The organism is Pseudomonas sp. 20-5 (genome assembly GCF_056782835.1).
Window position 1 is genome coordinate 454,834 of record NZ_CM165584.1, and the last position, 19,054, is coordinate 473,887.

Genomic DNA, 19,054 nt, shown 5'->3' on the forward strand with positions numbered 1-19,054 from the left:
TATGGGTGACCGGCACGACTACGTCGCTCTGGAATGGGTGAAAGGCGAGATCGCCGAAACCCTGAAACAGGCGCGCCAGGCGCTGGAAGCGTTCGTCGAGAACCCGCAGGACCCGACCCGCATGCGGTTCTGCCTGACCTACGTGCACCAGGTGCAGGGCACCCTGCAGATGGTCGAGTTCTACGGCGCGGCCCTGCTCGCCGAGGAAATGGAGCAGTTGGTCCAGGCCTTGCTGGACGGTCGCGTGCCGAACCAGGGCGAGGCCCTGGAAGTGCTGATGCAGGCGATCCTGCAACTGCCGGTCTACCTCGACCGGATCCAGACCGCCCGGCGCGACCTGCCGATGGTGGTCCTGCCGCTGCTCAACGACCTGCGCGCCGCGCGCGGCGAGAAGCTGCTCTCGGAAACCAGCCTGTTCGCGCCCGACCTGTCGCAGCGCCAGCCGCAACTGGACGGCGAGGCCATCGCGCAACTGCGCACCGACGAACTCGGCGGCTTGCTGCGCAAGCTGCGCCAGACCCAGCAGATGGCCCTGGTCGGCCTGCTGCGCAACCAGGACGTGGCGACCAGCCTCGGCTACCTGGCGCGTGTCTATGCGCGCCTGGAGGGCCTGTGCCGCGAGGCACCGCTGGGGCCGCTGTGGAGCATCGCTTCCGGCCTGGTCGAGGGCCTGGCCAACGGTAGCGTGGTCAACAGCGCCTCGGTGCGCACCCTGCTGCGCCAGCTCGACCGCGAACTCAAGCGCCTGGTCGAGCAGGGCGCCGACGGCCTGAACCAGGCCGCGCCGGACGAGCTGGTGAAGAACCTGCTGTTCTACGTGGCCAAGGCGCCTTCGCAGTCGCCGCGGATCCGCGCTCTGAAGGAACAGTACCGCCTCGACGAGGCGCTGCCCGACCACGAGACGGTGGACGCCGAGCGCGCCCGCCTCGCCGGACCCGACCGCGACGCGATGCGTTCGGTGGTCGGTGCCTTGTGCGAGGAACTGGTGCGGATCAAGGACAGCCTCGACCTGTTCGTGCGCAGCGACCGTGGCCACCCCTCGGAACTGGACGCCCTCCTGGCGCCGCTCAAGCAGATCGCCGATACCCTGGCGGTACTCGGCTTCGGCCAACCGCGCAAGGTCATCCTCGACCAGTTGGACGTCATCCACGCCCTGGCCCAGGGCCGCCGCGAGCCGAGCGACGCGATCCTGATGGACGTCGCCGGCGCGTTGCTCTACGTCGAGGCCACCCTGGCCGGCATGGCCGGTCCCGGCGACGAGCGCAACAGCGAGGAAAGCCGCCTGCCCACCACCGATGTGGCGCAGATCCACCAGTTGGTGATCAAGGAAGCGCGCAACGGTCTGGAGCAGGCCAAGGACGCGATCATCGAGTTCATCGCCTCGCAGTGGAACCACGAGCACCTGGCCCGCGTGCCGGAGCTGCTGACCCAGGTCCGCGGCGGCCTGGCGATGATCCCGCTGGAGCGCGCCGCGACCCTGCTGGAAACCTGCAACCGCTATATCCAGGAACAGCTGCTGGCGCGCAAGGCGGTGCCGGACTGGCAGAGCCTGGATACCCTGGCCGATGCCATCACCAGCGTCGAGTATTACCTGGAGCGCCTGAGCGAGGACCATGCCAGCCAGAGCGACCTGATCCTCGACGTCGCCGAGGACAGCCTGGCGAACCTCGGCTATACGCTGAAACCGAATTCGTCGGCCCCGGCCGAGCCTGGCCTGTCCGGGCCCGCTGCCATCGAGTCCCCGGCTGCCGAGCCGGAGAGGCCGGAGGCGGTCGTCGAGGTCGCCGAGACAGCGGAGCAACCGCCCGCCGACACGGCTCCTGCCGAGGCCGCGAGGGAAGATGCCCCGCAGCTGGCCAGCGACGACAACTGGACCCTTGGCGAAGTCGCGCCCGACGCCGGCGAGCCGTCCCTCGACCTGGCCCTGGACCTGCCGCTGGACGATTCCGCCGAAGTGCCGCCGGCGTTGCCGGAGGTGGTCGAGGAGAGCGGCCAGCCGCAGTCGACCCCGGCGCCTGCCCGCAGCCTGGACGATTTCAGCCTCGACGAGATCGATCTCTCCGGCCTCGACCTGCCCGCCGATGCGGCCCCGGCCTCCGGGCCGGCGGCCCTGGCGGACTGGTCGCTGCCGGAGCAGTGGGGGCTCGGCGATGACCTGGCGCAGCCGGCGCAGGCCGGCGAGACGTTGGATCTGAGCCTGGAGGAGCCGGCGTTGTCCTTCGACGCGCCGCTGGAAAGCCTCGAGCCGTTGCCGGCGCTGGAGCCTTTCGACGGCTCCGCTGAACAGGAGCTGGTTCTCGATGCGCTCGATCCGCTGCCGCTGGATGTAGCCTTGCCGGAGGCGGAGGGCGAGGTGTCCGCCTGGGAGGGCTCGAGCCTGGAGGAACTGGATCTTTCCGACCTCGATCTCCCCGAGGTGCAATTGCCCGAGGCTGAGGCCGAGGCGCCGCCTGCCGCCGAGGCGCTCGCCAGCGAAGCGCCGGCCCTGTCTCTGGCCGAGGTGATGGCTGCGCCGGTGCAGCCGATCAACCCGCCGGCGCAGAACGTTCCGGTCAGCCTGCTGCCACCGCCGGCCGACGAGGAACCGGTGGACGAGGAACTGCGCGAGGTCTTCATCGAGGAGGCCGGCGAGGTCCTGGAGACCATCGGCCGCTACCTGCCGGCCTGGAAAGCCGACCACGACGACCGCGAAGCGCTGACCGAGGTACGCCGTGCCTTCCATACCCTCAAGGGTAGCGGGCGGATGGTCCGTGCCCTGGTGATCGGCGAACTGGCCTGGTCGATAGAGAACCTGTTCAACCGCGTGCTCGATCGCAGCATCGCCGCCAGCGAGCCGGTGCAGCGAGTGGTGGACCAGGTCGTGGCCCTGTTGCCGGAGCTGGTCGAGGAGTTCGCCGCCAATGCCCAGCGCCAGCGCGACGATGTCGACCTGCTGGCGGCCACCGCGCATGCCCTGGCCAAGGGCGAGCCGCTGCCGGAACCGCCGGCGCCGGACGACGGCGGAGTACCGCCGGAAGCCGGGGCGGAGCAGCCGTCGAGCCTGGACAACGGCGTCCAGGCGCCGCCATTGGCCGACGCGCCGCAGGCCGCTGCCGAGGCGCAGAGCGACGTCGAACTGCTCGATCCGCAACTGCTGGAGATCTTCACCAACGAGGCGGAAACCCATCTCGAGGCCCTGGTCGGCTTCCTCGCCGACTGCGCCCGCGAACTGCCGCAGCCGGTCACCGATGCCTTGCAGCGTGCCCTGCATACCCTCAAGGGCAGCGCACACATGGCCGGCATCCTGCCGATCGCGGAGATCGCCACGCCGCTGGAAAAACTGGTCAAGGAATACAAGTCCAACCTGCTCGCCTTCGACCTGCGCGAAGCCGAGTTGCTGCACGACGCCGAGCAACTGTTCCGCATCGGCCTGGAGCAGGTCGGCGCGCAACGGCCATTGAACCCGATCCCCGGCAGCGACGCGTTGCTGGAGCGTATCGAGGCACTGCACCAGGAACGCATCGCCTCGCTCGAGGCCGAGCGCTACAGCGATGCCGGCGAGCGCCGCGATCCGTTGCTGATCGAGGCGTTCCTCGTCGAAGGCATGGACATCCTGCTGGACGCCGAGGACCTGCTCGAGCGCTGGCACGAGCATCCGCAGGAGCGCCAGGAACTGAGTGCGCTGCGCGAGGAGCTCAGCACTCTGGACCGGGGCGCCCGGCATGCCGAGCTGCCACAGGTGGAAGAACTCTGCCAGGCCTTGCTGGCGCTCTACGATGCCGTCGAGGAAGGCCGCCTGGCGGTCAGCCCGGCGTTCTTCGAGGAAGCCCGCCAGGCCCACGAGGCGCTGATCGGGATGATGGACCAGGTCGCCGCCGGCCTGCAGGTCACGCCGCGTCCGGAGCGGGTCGCGGCCCTGCAGGAGCTGTTGGAAGCGCCCGCCGCCGAGGCCGTTCCGTTCATCGACCCGGAGAGCCTCGGCGCCGACGATTTCCCCCCGGAAGACGAAGAACCGGCCCTCCCCGAGGCGGTCTTCGAAGAGGCCGGGACGCCTGCCGAGGAGACCGTACCGGCAGCGCCTGCACCGGCTCCCGGCCGCGAGCTGGACGAGGAAATGGTGTCGATCTTCCTCGAAGAGGCGGTGGACATCCTCGAAAGCGCCGGCCAGGCACTGGCCCAATGGCAGGCCGAGCCGGGCGCGCTGTCTTCGCTCAGCGCCCTGCAGCGCGACCTGCATACCCTCAAGGGCGGCGCACGGATGGCCGAGATCGCCGAGATCGGCGACCTGGCCCACGAGCTGGAGGCCCTCTACGAAGGACTGGTCGACCGCCGTTACCAGCACTCCCCGCAACTGGCCGGATTGCTGCAAGCCTGTCACGACCGCCTGGCCGAACAGCTCGACCAGTTGAGCGCCGGCCAGCCCCTGGCCGACCCGCACGACCTTATCCAGTCGATCCGCCGGTTCCGCCAGGGCCCGGTGGCCGAGGCCGCGACACCGGGCGAGGCGGAAAGCCCTGTCGAGGAACTCGTTGCACCTGCCGTCGAGGAGCCCGCCGCGCCTGCTGCGGAGGCGTTCGAAGAGCGCGATCCCGAACTGGTGGAGATCTTCCTCGAGGAAGGCTTCGATATCCTCGACAGCGCTGCCGCCGCGTTGCAGCGCTGGATGGACGACGTCGACAACACCATCGAACTGGAAGCCTTGCAGCGCGACCTGCATACCCTCAAGGGCGGTGCGCGGATGGCCGAGATCGGCGAGATCGGCGACCTCGCCCATGAGCTTGAATTCCTCTACGAAGGCCTCTGCGGTGGACGCCTGCGCGCCAGCCCGGCCTTGTTCGGCCTGCTGCAGCGCTGCCACGACGAGCTGGCCGAGATGCTCGAGGCGGTGCGTGGCCACCGCACGCTGCCCGACGGGCAGGCGCTGATCGCGGAGATCAGGCGCCTGCGCAGCGATCCCGACGAGCAACTGAGCGTACCCACCAGCGTCAGCCTCAAGCCGCTGGCGGCGAAGGGCGCGGCGGCCGACGAGAGCGAGATCCTCGACATCTTCCTCGAGGAAGCCGACGACCTGCTAGAGAACCTCGAACTGGCGCTCGGCCGCTGGGACGGCGGCAACGGCGACGCCCAGCCGCTGGACGACCTGCTGCGGATCCTGCACACCCTCAAGGGCGGTGCGCGCCTGGCCGGACAGACCGAGCTGGGCAACCTGGCCCACGACCTCGAGCAGCATCTCACCGATGCGCAGCAACAGGGCGCGCCGTGGCCGGACAGCCTGCTGCTGGATGCGCAGTCGGGGCTGGAAGGCCTGCAGCGGCAGGTCGACCTGTTGCGCGAGCGGCTGGCCGAGGACGACGAGGCCGGTGAGCGGCCCGAGCCCGCCCAGGCGCTGGTCCAGGCCGACGATACCGGCCGCGCGGTGGCCTCCGCGCTGGCCGAGCTGACCCGCCTGGCCCCGGCGGCTGGCGCGATCATGGCGGCCGAGGCGGCGCCTCCGGCCGCCCCGGCCACCACCCTGCCGTTCGTGCGCAAGGCCCAGGAGGCGGCCCAGGAGGCCGCTTCCCGACGTGCCCCGCAGGAGCTGGTGAAGGTGCCGGCGGAACTGCTGGAGAACCTGGTCAACCTGGCGGGCGAGACCTCGATCTTCCGCGGCCGGGTCGAGCAGCAGGTGAGCGACGTCGGCTTCACCCTCGGCGAGATGGAGTCCACCATCGAGCGGGTGCGCGACCAGTTGCGCCGCCTCGACACCGAGACCCAGGCGCAGATCCTCTCGCGTCACCAGGCCGATGCCGAACGCGCCGGCTACGAAGAATTCGACCCGCTGGAAATGGACCGCTATTCGCAGTTGCAGCAGCTCTCGCGCGCACTCTTCGAATCGGCCTCCGACCTTCTCGACCTGAAGGAAACCCTGGCGGCGAAGAACCGTGACGCGGAGACCCTGCTGCTGCAACAGGCGCGGGTCAACACCGAACTCCAGGAAGGCCTGATGCGCACCCGCATGGTGCCGTTCGATCGGCTGGTACCGCGTTTGCGGCGGATCGTCCGGCAGGTGGCCGGCGAGCTTGGCAAGCAGGTCGAATTCGTGGTCGGCAACGCCGACGGCGAGATGGATCGTACCGTCCTCGAACGCATCGTCGCGCCGCTGGAGCACATGCTGCGCAACGCCGTGGACCACGGCATCGAGTCCGGCGAGACGCGCCGCGCGGCGGGCAAGCCGGAGCACGGTACGATCCGCCTGAACATCGGCCGCGAGGGCGGCGACATTCTCCTCACCCTCTCCGACGACGGCGCCGGCATCCGCCTCGATGCGGTACGGCGCAAGGCCATCGAGCGTGGCCTGATGAGCGCCGACAGCGACCTCAGCGATCATGAAGTGCTGCAGTTCGTGCTCGAGTCCGGTTTCTCCACCGCCGAAAAGGTCACCCAGATCTCCGGGCGCGGCGTCGGCCTCGACGTGGCCAACTCCGAGGTCAAGCAGCTCGGCGGCTCGGTGAGCATCCAGACCGAGCCGGGCCAGGGCACCCGCTTCAACGTGCGGCTGCCGTTCACCGTGTCGGTGAACCGGGCGCTGATGGTGCTATCCGGCGAGGATCTCTACGCGGTGCCGCTGAACACCATCGAGGGCATCGTGCGGGTTTCGCCCTACGAACTGGAGGCGCTCTACGACCAGCGCGGCGAGGCGGGGCTGGATACGCCCAGCTTCGAATACGCCGGGCAGTCCTACGAACTGAAGTACCTCGGCGAGCTGCTGAACAACGGCCAGGAACCCAAGCTGGTCGGCCAGTCGCTGCCCTTGCCGGTGATCCTGGTGCGCTCCTCGGAGCATGCGGTGGCGGTGCAGGTCGACTCGCTGGCCGGTTCCCGCGAGATCGTGGTGAAGAGCCTCGGTCCGCAGTTCGCCGGGGTCGCCGGGATTTCCGGGGCGACCCTGCTCGGCGATGGCCGGGTGGTGGTGATCCTCGACCTGCTGGCGACCATCCGCTCCCGGCACGCGCTGCTCGGCCAGGAAAGCCGTCGCGAACGCCTGGCGCTGCGCCAGGAAATGGCGGCGAGCGAAAGCGAGCAGCAGCGGCCGCCGCTGGTCATGGTGGTGGACGACTCGGTCACCGTGCGCAAGGTCACCACCCGCCTGCTGGAGCGCAACGGCATGAACGTGTTGACCGCGAAGGACGGCGTGGACGCCATCGCCCAGCTCCAGGAGCACCGTCCGGACATCCTCCTGCTGGACATCGAGATGCCGCGCATGGACGGTTTCGAGGTCGCCACCCTGGTGCGCCACGACGAGCGCCTGGGCAACCTGCCGATCATCATGATCACCTCGCGGACCGGCGAGAAACACCGCGAGCGCGCGCTGGGCATCGGCGTCAACCAGTACCTCGGCAAGCCTTACCAGGAAACCGAGCTGCTCGAAGCCATCCAGTCCCTGGTCGGCCAGCATGAGTGAGCGCGTCACGCCACGGGTCGCGGTGATCGCCGACACCTCGTTGCAGCGCCACGTGTTGCAACAGGCGCTGCTCGGCCATGGTTACGAGGTGGTGCTCAACGCCGACCCGGCCAGGGTCGACGACGCCGCGCTGGAGTGCGCGCCCGACCTGTGGCTGGTGGACCTGACCCAGCAGGACGACTCGCCGCTGCTGGACAGCCTGCTGGAGCAGGACCGTGCGCCGGTGCTGTTCGGCGAGGGCCACGCGCCGGAGCGGCATACCGAACATTACCCGCGCTGGGAGCGGCGGCTGATCGGCAAGCTGAAGCGCTTGATCGGCGACCCCAGCGATGGCGTTGGCGACAGCCTCGGTGCATTGCTCGACGAGGAGCGTCCGCCGCGCCTGGAGATTCCCGGCGACCTCGCGGCGATGCCGCTGCAGGCCGGCGAAGCGGCCCGCGAGGTGTGGCTGCTGGCGGCCTCGCTCGGCGGCCCGGCGGCGGTGAAGGCATTTCTCGACGCCTTGCCCGGCGGCCTGCCGATCGGTTTCCTCTATGCCCAGCACATCGATGCCAGCTTCGAGCAGAACCTGCCGCAGGCAGTCGGCCGGCACAGCCAGTGGCATGTGAAGAACGTCCGCGACGGTGAAGCGCTGCGTTGCGGCGAGGTCATGGTGGTGCCGGTGCTGCACGAGCTCGGTTTCCACCACGACGGGCGACTGAAATGCAGCCAGCGTTCCTGGCCGGAACCCTACACCCCGTCCATCGACCAGATGATGCTCAACCTGGCCCAGCAGTTCGGCCCCGACTGCGGGGTGATCGTTTTCAGCGGCATGGGTAGCGACGGCAGCGCCGCTGCCGCCTACGTGCGGCGCCAGGGTGGCGAGGTATGGACCCAGCGCGCCGACAGTTGCGTCTGTTCGAGCATGCCGGACAGCTTGCGCGAAGCCGGTTACAGCAGTTTCAATGCCAGCCCCCGCGAACTGGCCGAGGCATTGGTCAAGCATCTGGCCGCACGCTGCGCGCCGACAGGAGTCGAAACATGAACCAGGCCGTGATCGAGCAGGATGGCATGAGCCGGAACACCCCAGCCAACCCGACCCCGGACAGCCTCACCGGGCTGCTCCTGCCGCTGAGCGACCGCACCCTGCTGTTGCCCAACGTCGCCGTGGCCGAACTGATCGCCTATCGCAACCCGCAGGTCGCCGCCGGCCTGCCGCAGTGGTACCTGGGCCAGGTGGCCTGGCGCGACCTGCGCCTGCCGCTGCTGTCCTTCGAGGCGGCCTCCAGCGGCGAACAGCAGCCGGTGCTCGGCAGCAGCGCGCGGGTGGTGGTCATCAACGCCCTCGGCGGACGACCCCATGTGAAGTTCCTCGCCCTGCTGGTGCAGGGCATTCCGCGCTCGGTGCGGCTGGACGCCAATCTCGCGAGCACCGCCGCGCCGCTGGCGGCGCTGGAACTGGCGGCGGTGGACATCGGCGGCGAAACCGCACGGATTCCGGACCTGGCCGGGCTCGAAGAGAAGCTCGCCGACGCCGGCCTGATCTGAGCCGTCCATGGCCGGCCTGCAGCACGCGCGGATCGGCGCCTCCCTCGAGGTCGCCAGCGCCAGCCTGGCCGGGCACCGCTTCGAGAAGCACAGCCACGACGAGTTCGTCATCAGCGCCAACCTCTGCGGATTGGAAGATGTCTGGCTGGATGGCCGTACCTTCCAGGCCGACAGCGGCGACCTGACCCTCTACAACCCGGGGCAGATCCAGGGCGGCGGCGTCCGCGACGGCCAGCCCTGGCGCTTCGCCAGCCTCTATCTGCCTGCCGCCGAACTGGCGAGCAGCCTGGATCTTTCCTCCGTCGAGTTCGACCGCCCGCTGCTGCGCAGTCCGGCGCTGGGCCGCGAGTTGGCCGCCAGCATCGAAGCCTTGCTGGCCAGCGACCGTTTCGCCCGCGAACGGGGCGAGGAGCGCCTGCTGGATTTCCTTGGCCGCCTGCTGGCGGCGAGCGGCACCCGCTTGCCGCAGAGGGCCGATCCTGGGCGCCCGGCTGTCGCCCGCCTGCAGGCGCTGCTCGCCGAGCGCCTGGCCGAACCGCCGGACCTGGATGAGATGGCGGAGCAGGTGGGCCTGTCGAAATACCACCTGCTGCGGGCGTTCAAGAAGGCCACCGGGCTCAGCCCGCGCCAGTGGAGCATGCAACTGCGCACCCGCCGCGCCCTCGGCCTGTTGCGCCGTGGCCTGGCGGTGGGCGAGGTGGCCCACGCCCTGGGCTTCGCCGACCAGAGCCACCTGACCCGTTACTTCACCAGCGCCTACGGCATTTCGCCGGGCCGCTACCAGCGCGCCGTGCGCGGCTGAACTGCGCAATCCGGTTCAAGTCGGCGGAGCCGCCGGCCGGGATAATCCGACGTCCCACCACGGAGTCGTCGTTCCATGCTCGCCATCTTCCTCGCCGCCTTGCTGTTCGGTTTCGCCTTCAATGTTTCCCCTGGCGCGGTGTTCAGCGAAACGCTGCGCCGCGGTTTGACCGGCGGCTTCCGCCCGGCGTTGCTGGTGCAACTGGGGTCGCTGATCGGCGATGCCGTCTGGGCCCTGCTCGGGCTTACCGGACTGGCGCTGCTGCTGGGCTACGAGCAGGTGCGGATTCCCCTGACCCTGGCCTGTGCCGCCTACCTGGCCTGGCTCGGCGTGCAAGGCTTGCGCGACGCCTGGAGTCCGCCGCTGGCGGCGGAGGATGCCGGCGAGCAGGGGCGCAACGCCTTCGGCGCCGGCGCGGCGATCTCCCTGTCCAATCCGAAGAACGTGGTCTACTGGGGTGCCCTCGGCAGCGCCCTGGCGGGGATCGTCGACGGCACGCCGAACCAGGCGCAGTCGCTGGTGTTCTTCGCCGGTTTCATGCTCTCGTCGCTGATCTGGTGCTTTTGCTGCGCGGCGCTGGTGGACTGGCTGCGGCGCAACACCTCGCTGTTCTGGCACCGCGTCAGCTACGCCGGTTGCGGCGTGCTCCTGCTCGGCCTGGCGGGACTGGCGCTGCGCGGGCTGTAGACGCGCCTCAGGCCGGCGCCAGGCGCCGCCGCAGCAGGCGTTGGCGCAGGCTTTCGAACCTGCCGAGGTCGACATGCCGGGCATGGTCGCCGACGACGATCCGGCCGTCGGGCAGCTCCGCCCAGTGCTGTAGTCCGCCCTCCAGGTCCAGTTCGCCGTAGCGGATGCGCAGCGCCCGGCCGGATTCGAGGTGCCAGAGCTGGGCGAGGTCCCGCGAGCGATGCGGTTCCAGCCACGGCGCCAGGAGCAGCCAGCCTCCGTCCAGGGCCTGGAGCTTCAGGTAGGGGCCTTCGGCCAGGCCGTCCAGCGAGTGGCTGCGGATCTCGCCGCTGTCGAGCCGGCCTTCGCAGAGCGTTTCACGCTCCAGCCAGACGATGGTCCCGGGCGCCGCCGAGGTCGGTTGCGCCGGATCGGCGGGCAGATCCTTGCCGACGGGGAACGGCAGGGGCTGGATGCGTGCCTCGCGCCATTCGAAGAACTGCCCGCGGGAGAGCAGGCAGACGCGCTGGTCCGGAGTGGTGAAGACCGCCGGCGGATTCTCGATGGAGCGCCGCGCTTGCGGCACCTCGAAGAGCAACCGCGGTTCGTCGTTGCCCTGGGCGAAGCCCGGATAGAGGAAGAACAGGCCGCGGTCGGCCAGGAGCAGGTCGTCCCCGGCCAGGCCGATGGCAAGTTCCGGGGTGCGGCGTTGGCGCAACGACTGCGCCGGCGGCAGCGGCAAGGGCGGTAGTTCGGGCGTCAACGAGGCGAGGTCGCGGGAGCGATGCAGCCAGGCGTAGGGGCTTCCCGAACGGGTCATCCTGACCCAGGCGTGCAGGCCGTCCGCCGAACTGGCCCGGCAGAGCAACGCGCCCTGGGTTTCCTCCGCGCCATCGGGCAGGCGTTGCAGCCTGGGCCATTGGCGCAGGTCCAGCAGGTCGCGGCTGTCCTCGCCCGGCAGGCGGGCGATGGCCAGGCCGGGCGCCAGGTGCTCGGCGTGTTCGAGGCAGATGTAGGCCGAAGCCGGCGCCAGGCCGGCCGGCGCGGCGGCGGGGAGGGCCGCCCGGGCGCCCTCGGGGGCGTTTTCCTGGCGCAGCGTGCGGGCGTTGTGGCCCTGCGCTGCGAGTGCATCGAGGAGGCGCTGGCTGTGGGGGGCGCCGACCACGTACAGGTTCAGGCTGTCGTCTTCGTCCAGGCGTTCCACCAACGCCAGTCCGAGGGATTCCAGCTCCTGGCCGAGGGCTGGCAGGAAATCCTCGGGAAGGTCGTCGCGCAGGCGCTCCAGCAGCGTCTCCAGTGCGGCGGAGGCCAACTGCGGGAAGCGTCCGGCATAGTCTCGGCGGAGTACGCCGAGCACGTCGGGCAGGCGGATCTTCCAATCGAAGGTAACGGGCGTGTCCATGCGTGCGATCCGTTGCGAAGTGGGTTGCGCAACGGTATTCACTGGCTGTCGCCGTTGTAAAGCGGCGGGAGGGATATCAGGTGAAGTCGCCCCAGAGTTGCTGGGCCACCGCCAACGCTACCACCGGCGCGGTCTCGGTGCGCAGCACTCGCGGGCCGAGGCGCGCGGAGTGGAAACCGGCCGCCTGAGCCTGCTCCACCTCGGCATCGCTCAGGCCGCCTTCGGGACCCACCAGGAAGGCCAGGCGCGACGGCGGCGCATGGCTGGCCAGGGGGGCGGCCACAGGGTGCAGGACCAGCCTGAGGTCATCGTCCCGCCCGCGCAGCCAGTCCTCCAGGGCCAGAGGCGGATGGATCAGCGGCAGGCTCGAACGGCCGCACTGCTCGCAGGCGCTGATCGCCACCAGGCGCCAGTGCTGCAGGCGCTTGTCGGCGCGCTCGTCCTTCAGGCGCACTTCGCAACGCTCGCTGACGATCGGGGTGATTTCCGCCACCCCCAGCTCGGTGGCCTTCTGGATCGCCCAGTCCATCCGCTCGCCGCGCGACAGGCCTTGCCCCAGGTGGATACGCAGGGGCGAGTCGGGCTGGCCGGCGAACTGCTCGCGGAGTTCGACGCGGACATTCTTCTTGCCGACCTCGACCAGCTCGCCGAGGTATTCCCGGCCGCTGCCGTCGAACAGTTGCACGGCGTCGCCCGTGGCGTGCCGCAGCACGCGGCCGATGTAGTGGGCCTGGGCCTCGGGCAGGTCGTGCTGGCCGAGGGAGAGAGGCTGGTCGACGAAGAAGCGGGACAGGCGCATGGCGATTCGAGGGTAGTGGCGACAGGCGCGCAGTTTACTGCCTGCCGCGGGGCGCTGGAACCGGCCCCCTCGGAACGAAGGGGCGGCGACGTTCAGCCCGGATCGCGGTGGTCCGGGTGGAAGTCGCTGACCGCCACGCTGACCGCGTCGCGGGTGGCGATGTCGATGCCTTCGCTGGCCACCTCGGCGAGGAAGTCGATCTGCTCCGGGGTAATCACGTAGGGCGGCAGGAAATACACCACGCTGCCCAGCGGGCGCAGCAGCGCGCCGCGCTCCAGGCCATGCTGGAAGACCTTCAGGCCGCGGCGCTCCTGCCAGGGGTAGGGCGTCCTGGATGCCTTGTCCTGGACCATTTCGATGGCCAGGACCATCCCGGTCTGGCGCACCTCGGCGACATGCGGGTGGTCGGCCAGGTGCGCGGTGGCCCTGGCCATGTGGGTGGACAGCGCGCGGTTGGCCTCGATCACCTTGTCTTCCTCGAAGATGTCCAGGGTCGCCAGGGCGGCGGCGCAGGCCAGCGGGTTGCCGGTATAGGTGTGCGAGTGGAGGAAGGCGCGCAGGGTCTGGTAGTCGTCGTAGAAGCCCCGGTAGACGGTCTCGCTGGTCAGCACCGCGGACATCGGCAGGTAGCCACCGGTGAGGGCTTTGGACAGACAGAGGAAATCCGGGGCGATGCCGGCCTGCTCGCAGGCGAACATCGTCCCGGTGCGGCCGAAGCCCACCGCGATCTCGTCGTGGATCAGGTGCACGCCATAGCGGTCGCAGGCTTCGCGCAGCAGCTTGAGGTAGACCGGGTGGTACATGCGCATGCCGCCGGCGCCCTGGATCAGCGGTTCGACGATGACCGCGGCGATCTCGTCGTGCCCTTCGGCCAGGGTGCGCTCCATATGGGCGAACATGTTCCGCGAATGTTCTTCCCAGCACATGCCGTCCGGACGCAGGAAGCAGTCCGGGCTGGGCACCTTGATGGTGTCGAGCAGCAGCGACTTGTAGGTTTCGGTGAACAGCGCCACGTCGCCCACCGACATCGCCGCGATGGTTTCGCCGTGGTAGCTGTTGGTCAGGGTGACGAAGCGCTTCTTGCGCGGCCTGCCGCTATTGAGCCAGAAGTGGTAGCTCATCTTCAGCGCGACCTCGATGCCCGCCGAGCCGCTGTCGGCGTAGAACACCCGGTCGAGCCCCGGCGGGGTGATCTTCACCAGTCGCTCCGACAGCTCGATCACCGGCTGGTGGCTGAATCCGGCGAGGATCACGTGCTCCAACTGGTCGACCTGGTCCTTGATGCGCTGGTTGATGCGCGGGTTGGCGTGACCGAACACATTGACCCACCAGGAACTGACCGCGTCGATGTAGCGCTTGCCTTCGAAATCCTCCAGCCAGACGCCTTCGCCGCGGCGGATCGGGATCACCGGCAGGCGTTCGTGGTCTTTCATCTGGGTACAGGGATGCCAGAGTACGTTCAGGTCGCGCTGCATCCAGTCGGCGTTAAGGCCCATGGGCTGTCTCCTCGGATCGATCGGCAAAGCCTATGCAATGGGGGTGAGATGAACAACCCGGCGGGTTGGGACACATCCGACAGCAGCCGCCGACGGACTCCTATGGTGGCCCAAACGGCTCTGGCGTATGCTGCGCGCCGTTGCGTCTTTGCTTTTTTCCTGGGGAGTCCGGTATGTCGTTAAGGTGGCTGCGCGCCGCGGCGTTTCTCATGTTGGGGGTGTTCAGCGCGGTGGCGCTGGGCAAGGATAAACAGCCTACGGCGATCGTCGTCGGCGCGGGCCTGGCAGGCCTGAGCGCGGCCTACGAATTGCAGAAGGACGGCTGGCAGGTCACGGTGCTCGAGGCGCGGCCGCAGGTGGGCGGGCGTTCCGGCCTGGCCACCAGCGAATGGGTCGGCAACCAGAAGGTCCAGCCCACGCTCAATGCCTACCTGGACACCTTCAAGCTGAAGCCGGTGCCGGCGCCGGACTTCGTCCGCACCCCCAGCTACCTGATCGACGGCCTGTACTACAGCAGCAGCGATCTCGCGCTCAAGCAGCCGAACGTCGCCGCCGACCTCAAGCGCTTCGAGTCGACCCTGGACGATCTCTCGGCATCGATCTCCGACCCGCTCAACCCTGCCTCGAGCAATACCCTGTTCGCCCTCGACCAGATGAACGCCGCGCGCTGGCTGGACAAGCTGAACCTGTCGCCGACCGCGCGCCTGCTGGTCAACCAGCGTATCCGTTCGCGCTACGACGAACCGTCGCGCCTGTCGCTGCTCTACCTCGCCCAGCAGGGCCGCGCCTACCGTGGCGTCGACGACCGCGACCTGCGCGCGGCGCGCCTGCCCGGCGGCAGCCAGGTGCTGGCGGAAGCCTTCGTCAAGCAGATCAAGACGATCAAGACCAAATCCAAGGTGTCGAGCATCGTCCAGGCCAAGGACGGCGTCGCCGTCAAGGCCGGCAGCGAGACCTACAAGGCCGACTACGTGGTTCTCGCCGTGCCGCTGAAGGCGCTCGGCCAGATCCAGATGACCCCGTCCCTGAGCGGTACCCAGATGTCCGCGCTGAAGGGCACCAACTATGGCTGGCGCGACCAGATCCTGCTGAAGTTCAAGCGTCCGGTGTGGGACGACAAGTCGCGCCTCTCCGGCGAGATCTTCAGCGACCAGGGCCTGGGCATGATCTGGGTCGAGCCGGCGCTGAAAGGCGGCGCCAACGTCCTGATCAACCTGTCCGGCGACAACGCCCGCGTGCTGCAGGCTTTCGGCGACCGGCAGATGGTCGATCAGGTGCTGATCCGCATGAACAAGTTCTATCCGAAGATGCGCGGTGCCTTCGCCGGCTACGAAATTCGTCGCTACAGCGCCGATCCGGGTACCGGTGGTTCCTACCTGGCCTACGGTCCGGGCCAGGTGACGCGTTTCTGGCGGATCTGGGAACAGCCGCTGTCGCGGGTCGCCTTCGCCGGCGAGCACACCGATGCGCTGTACCCCGGCACCATCGAGGGCGCGCTGCGTAGCGGCAAGCGCGCGGCCAGCCAGGTGCGCGACCTGTATGCCGGCAAGACGCCGGTGATCGAGGGCGCGCCGATGGTGGCGAAGGCCGAGAAGGTGGCCGCACCGACGACCGGCGGCGAGAAGAAGAACCCGTTCGCCTGGTTCACCCGCCTGTTCGATTGATCCCCTTCGCCGGCGCCGGAAGCTCCGGCGCCTTGCGCTTCCCGGTTCGCAGCGCAATCCGGGGTTTTTTCTTAGCCTGCGAACCTATCTTGTGAATCGATGTTTCAAAGCAGAATTTTCTGCTTTAACTCGATGGATTTGCCGCTAGTCTTGAGGCTTCGCTTTTCAAGGAAGTTTTTCATGCAGTGGCGCAATACCTCATCCCGTTACGGCGTATTCAGCCTGTTCCTGCACTGGGGCAGCGCGCTGGTGGTCTTCGGCCTGTTCGGCCTGGGCCTGTGGATGCGCGAACTGAGCTATTACGACCCCTGGTACCACCCCGCGCCGGCGCTGCATAAAAGCATCGGCATCCTGCTGGCCATTGCCCTGCTGGTGCGGATCGTCTGGCGTTTCGTCAGCCCGCCGCCGCCGGCGCCGGCCAACCACGGTCCGCTCACGCGGGTAGCGAGCAAGCTTGGCCACCTCGCGCTGTACGGGCTGCTGCTGGCGGTGATCGTCGCGGGCTACCTGATTTCCACCGCCGACGGCGAACCGATCAGCGTGTTCGGCTGGTTCTCCGTGCCGGCAACCCTCAGCGGGCTGCCCGACCAGGCAGACGTCGCGGGTGAAATCCATCTCTACCTGGCCTGGGCGCTGGTGGTCTTCGCCGTCCTCCATGCCCTGGCCGCCCTCAAGCATCACTTCGTCGACCGCGACCCGACCCTAAAGCGCATGCTCGGTCGCTCGTCGAATGATCAACAACCACGTTAAGGAGAATGTCCATGCTGAAGAAGACCCTTGCCGCGCTGGCGCTCGGCTCCGCACTGTTCACCGCCGGCCAGGCAATGGCCGCGGACTACAAGATCGACAAGGAAGGCCAGCACGCCTTCATCGAGTTCCGCATCAAGCACCTGGGCTATAGCTGGCTGTACGGCCGCTTCAACGACTTCGACGGCAGCTTCACCTTCGACGAGAAGAACCCGTCGGCCGACAAGGTCAAGGTGACCATCAACACCAACAGCGTGGACACCAACCATGCCGAGCGTGACAAGCACCTGCGCAGCGGTGATTTCCTCAACGTCAGCAAGAACCCGACCGCTACCTTCGAATCCACCGAAGTGAAGGCCAACGGCGACAGCGCCGACATCACCGGCAACCTGACCCTGAACGGCGTGACCAAGCCGGTCACCATCAAGGCCAAGCTGATCGGCCAGGGCGACGACCCGTGGGGCGGCTACCGTGCCGGCTTCGAAGGCAGCGCCACCCTGAAGCTGAAAGACTTCGGCATCAAGATGGACCTCGGCCCGGCATCCCAGGAAGTCGAGCTGCTGCTCTCCGTCGAAGGCATTCGCCAGTAAGCGGATACCTGAAACGAAAAACGCCGGCGATCGCCGGCGTTTTTCATTGTGCTTCGAAAAGAATGTTCTTAAATATCCTCAAGCGGTTGCGCGGCCAGGCACTGGTCGAGGAGATGCACCAGGGTGGCCTGTTCCACCGGGGTGAGCGGGGCAAACAACTCGTCATGCACGCGTGACATGATGGCCTCCGCATGCTGGTGGATGGCCAGCCCCTCGTCGGTGAGGAAGAGCTGGAAGCTGCGCTGGTCGCTGGGGTTGCGCTCGCGGCGGACCAGGTTTCTTCCCTCCAGCTCGCGGATCTTCCGGGTGATCAGTGCCTTGTCGCGGCACATCTGGCGTCCCAGGTCCTGCAGGTTCAGCCCGCGTTGTTCGTCGATAAGCTTCAATACATGGACGTCGGGCGGGGTCAGGTCGAGTCGCTGGCAATCGAGCTCGCTCTGGATGCGCGTCCGCACATGCTGGAAGACCGCCATCAGCGCGGGCATCAGGTCGGGATTCACGGGGTAGTTCATTGGTTTGGCCGAGTAAACCTAATGTAAATGTGGTTGATCCAGTCAACTATTTTGCTTATTTTAGTTGACCTTATCAACCTTGTTTCAGGTTCTGAATATGGGCCATGGCGCCGGGTGGATAACCGGCCATCGAGCTAAAACGTTTCAGGTGTTTTCACGCGAGGCTTTCGGACGTTTACAAACACCTATGAATGTAAGTATTTTGCCTGCCTTCTTCGAGCCGGTGCAGCGCCTTCACGCTGCATCGGCCGCTTTCGCTCATGAGGACAACGCTATGCAACGAACGCCAGCCATGCGTGTACTGGTTCCGGCCCTGCTGGTCGCGATTTCGGCCCTTTCCGGGTGCGGAAAAAGCGAGGCGCCGCCGCCGGCGCAAACGCCGGAGGTCGGGATCGTGACCCTGGAAGCGCAGACGGTGACCCTGAATACCGAGCTGCCGGGCCGGACCAATGCGTTCCGCATCGCCGAGGTGCGTCCCCAGGTGAACGGCATCATCCTCAAGCGCCTGTTCAAGGAAGGCAGCGACGTCAAGGCCGGGCAGCAGCTCTACCAGATCGACCCCGCCACCTACGAGGCCGACTACCAGAGCGCCCAGGCCAACCTGGCTTCGACCCAGGAGCAGGCCCAGCGCTACAAGCTGCTGGTCGCCGACCAGGCCGTGAGCAAGCAGCAGTACGCCGACGCCAATGCCGCCTACCTGCAGTCCAAGGCGGCGGTGGAGCAGGCGCGGATCAACCTGCGCTACACCAAGGTGCTGTCGCCGATCTCCGGCCGCATCGGCCGTTCCGCGGTGACCGAAGGCGCCCTGGTGACCAACGGCCAGGCCAACGCGATGGCCACCGTGCAACAGCTCGACCCGATCTACGTCGACGTCACCCAGCCGTCCACCGCCCTGCTGCGCCTGCGCCGCGAACTGGCCAGCGGCCAGTTGGAGCGCGCCGGCGACAACGCGGCGAAGGTCTCCCTGAAGCTGGAGGACGGTAGCCAATACCCGCTGGAAGGTCGCCTCGAATTCTCCGAGGTTTCCGTCGACGAAGGCACCGGCTCGGTCACCATCCGCGCCGTGTTCCCCAACCCGAACAACGAGCTGCTGCCCGGCATGTTCGTTCACGCGCAGTTGCAGGAAGGCGTCAAGCAGAAGGCCATCCTCGCTCCGCAGCAAGGCGTGACCCGCGACCTCAAGGGCCAGGCTACCGCGCTGGTGGTGAACGCGCAGAACAAGGTCGAGCTGCGGGTGATCAAGGCCGACCGGGTGATCGGCGACAAATGGCTGGTTACCGAAGGCCTGAACGCCGGCGACAAGATCATTACCGAAGGCCTGCAGTTCGTGCAGCCGGGTGTCGAGGTGAAGACCGTGCCGGCGAAGAATGTCGCGTCCGCGCAGAAGGCCGACGCCGCTCCGGCGAAAACCGACAGCAAGGGCTGATCA

General features: G+C 68.0%; 13 protein-coding genes. 9 read left to right on the plus strand and 4 right to left on the minus strand.

Features of this window, described 5'->3' with window-relative positions; genetic code table 11:
• Position 1: 1 nt before the first annotated feature.
• The 5 genes from chpA (at position 2) to AC1RB9_RS02155 (ending at position 10,436) form a co-directional block, all read left to right on the plus strand.
• Positions 2–7,420 (plus strand): chemotaxis signal transduction system protein ChpA, encoded by a 7,419-nt coding sequence (gene chpA, locus AC1RB9_RS02135; protein WP_003459273.1) that lies wholly within the window; start codon positions 2–4, stop codon positions 7,418–7,420.
• Positions 7,413–8,444 carry a chemotaxis protein CheB gene (locus AC1RB9_RS02140; protein ID WP_003118811.1) on the plus strand — a complete coding sequence of 344 codons (1,032 nt, stop codon included), beginning with the start codon at positions 7,413–7,415 and terminating at the stop codon, positions 8,442–8,444. The genes chpA and AC1RB9_RS02140 overlap by 8 nt, the downstream gene beginning before the upstream one ends.
• Complete coding sequence (locus tag AC1RB9_RS02145) at positions 8,441–8,947, plus strand: chemotaxis protein CheW (RefSeq protein ID WP_003106119.1); 507 nt, start codon at positions 8,441–8,443, stop codon at positions 8,945–8,947. The genes AC1RB9_RS02140 and AC1RB9_RS02145 overlap by 4 nt, the downstream gene beginning before the upstream one ends.
• 7 nt (positions 8,948–8,954) lie before the next feature.
• Positions 8,955–9,749 (plus strand): AraC family transcriptional regulator, encoded by a 795-nt coding sequence (locus AC1RB9_RS02150; protein WP_003117898.1) that lies wholly within the window; start codon positions 8,955–8,957, stop codon positions 9,747–9,749.
• A gap of 75 nt (positions 9,750–9,824) precedes the next feature.
• Positions 9,825–10,436: a LysE family translocator gene (locus AC1RB9_RS02155; RefSeq protein WP_003084610.1), complete on the plus strand. Its 612-nt coding sequence runs from the start codon at positions 9,825–9,827 to the stop codon at positions 10,434–10,436.
• Between the two features lie 7 nt (positions 10,437–10,443).
• Here AC1RB9_RS02155 and AC1RB9_RS02160 read toward each other — a convergent pair whose 3' ends face one another.
• The 3 genes from AC1RB9_RS02160 to AC1RB9_RS02170 form a co-directional block, all read right to left on the minus strand.
• Positions 10,444–11,859 (minus strand): hypothetical protein, encoded by a 1,416-nt coding sequence (locus AC1RB9_RS02160; RefSeq protein ID WP_004346594.1) that lies wholly within the window; start codon positions 11,857–11,859, stop codon positions 10,444–10,446.
• 34 nt (positions 11,860–11,893) lie between these two features.
• Entirely contained in the window at positions 11,894–12,616 is a 723-nt protein-coding gene (locus tag AC1RB9_RS02165) for a 16S rRNA (uracil(1498)-N(3))-methyltransferase (protein WP_003459277.1), read from the minus strand.
• Between the two features lie 92 nt (positions 12,617–12,708).
• Positions 12,709–14,112 carry an adenosylmethionine--8-amino-7-oxononanoate transaminase gene (locus tag AC1RB9_RS02170; protein ID WP_003117900.1) on the minus strand — a complete coding sequence of 468 codons (1,404 nt, stop codon included), beginning with the start codon at positions 14,110–14,112 and terminating at the stop codon, positions 12,709–12,711.
• Between the two features lie 173 nt (positions 14,113–14,285).
• Here AC1RB9_RS02170 and AC1RB9_RS02175 point away from each other — a divergent pair, with 173 nt between their 5' ends.
• The 3 genes from AC1RB9_RS02175 to AC1RB9_RS02185 all read left to right on the plus strand — a co-directional run bounded on the left by AC1RB9_RS02175 (position 14,286) and on the right by AC1RB9_RS02185 (position 17,113).
• Positions 14,286–15,776, plus strand: a complete 1,491-nt coding sequence (locus AC1RB9_RS02175; protein ID WP_003118815.1) for a flavin monoamine oxidase family protein — start codon at positions 14,286–14,288, stop codon at positions 15,774–15,776.
• 180 nt (positions 15,777–15,956) lie between these two features.
• On the plus strand, positions 15,957–16,526 hold the full coding sequence (locus AC1RB9_RS02180) for a cytochrome b (RefSeq protein WP_003106133.1): 570 nt from the start codon (positions 15,957–15,959) through the stop codon (positions 16,524–16,526).
• Positions 16,527–16,537: 11 nt separating this feature from the next.
• Positions 16,538–17,113 carry a YceI family protein gene (locus AC1RB9_RS02185; protein ID WP_003084626.1) on the plus strand — a complete coding sequence of 192 codons (576 nt, stop codon included), beginning with the start codon at positions 16,538–16,540 and terminating at the stop codon, positions 17,111–17,113.
• A gap of 68 nt (positions 17,114–17,181) precedes the next feature.
• Here the strand turns inward: AC1RB9_RS02185 and mexR are convergent, their stop codons facing one another.
• A complete protein-coding gene (mexR, locus tag AC1RB9_RS02190) occupies positions 17,182–17,625 on the minus strand; it encodes an effux pump transcriptional repressor MexR (protein WP_003114897.1) in 444 nt (147 codons plus the stop codon).
• 274 nt (positions 17,626–17,899) lie between these two features.
• Here mexR and mexA point away from each other — a divergent pair, with 274 nt between their 5' ends.
• Positions 17,900–19,051: a multidrug efflux RND transporter periplasmic adaptor subunit MexA gene (gene mexA / locus AC1RB9_RS02195; protein ID WP_003118819.1), complete on the plus strand. Its 1,152-nt coding sequence runs from the start codon at positions 17,900–17,902 to the stop codon at positions 19,049–19,051.
• Positions 19,052–19,054 lie beyond the last annotated feature (3 nt).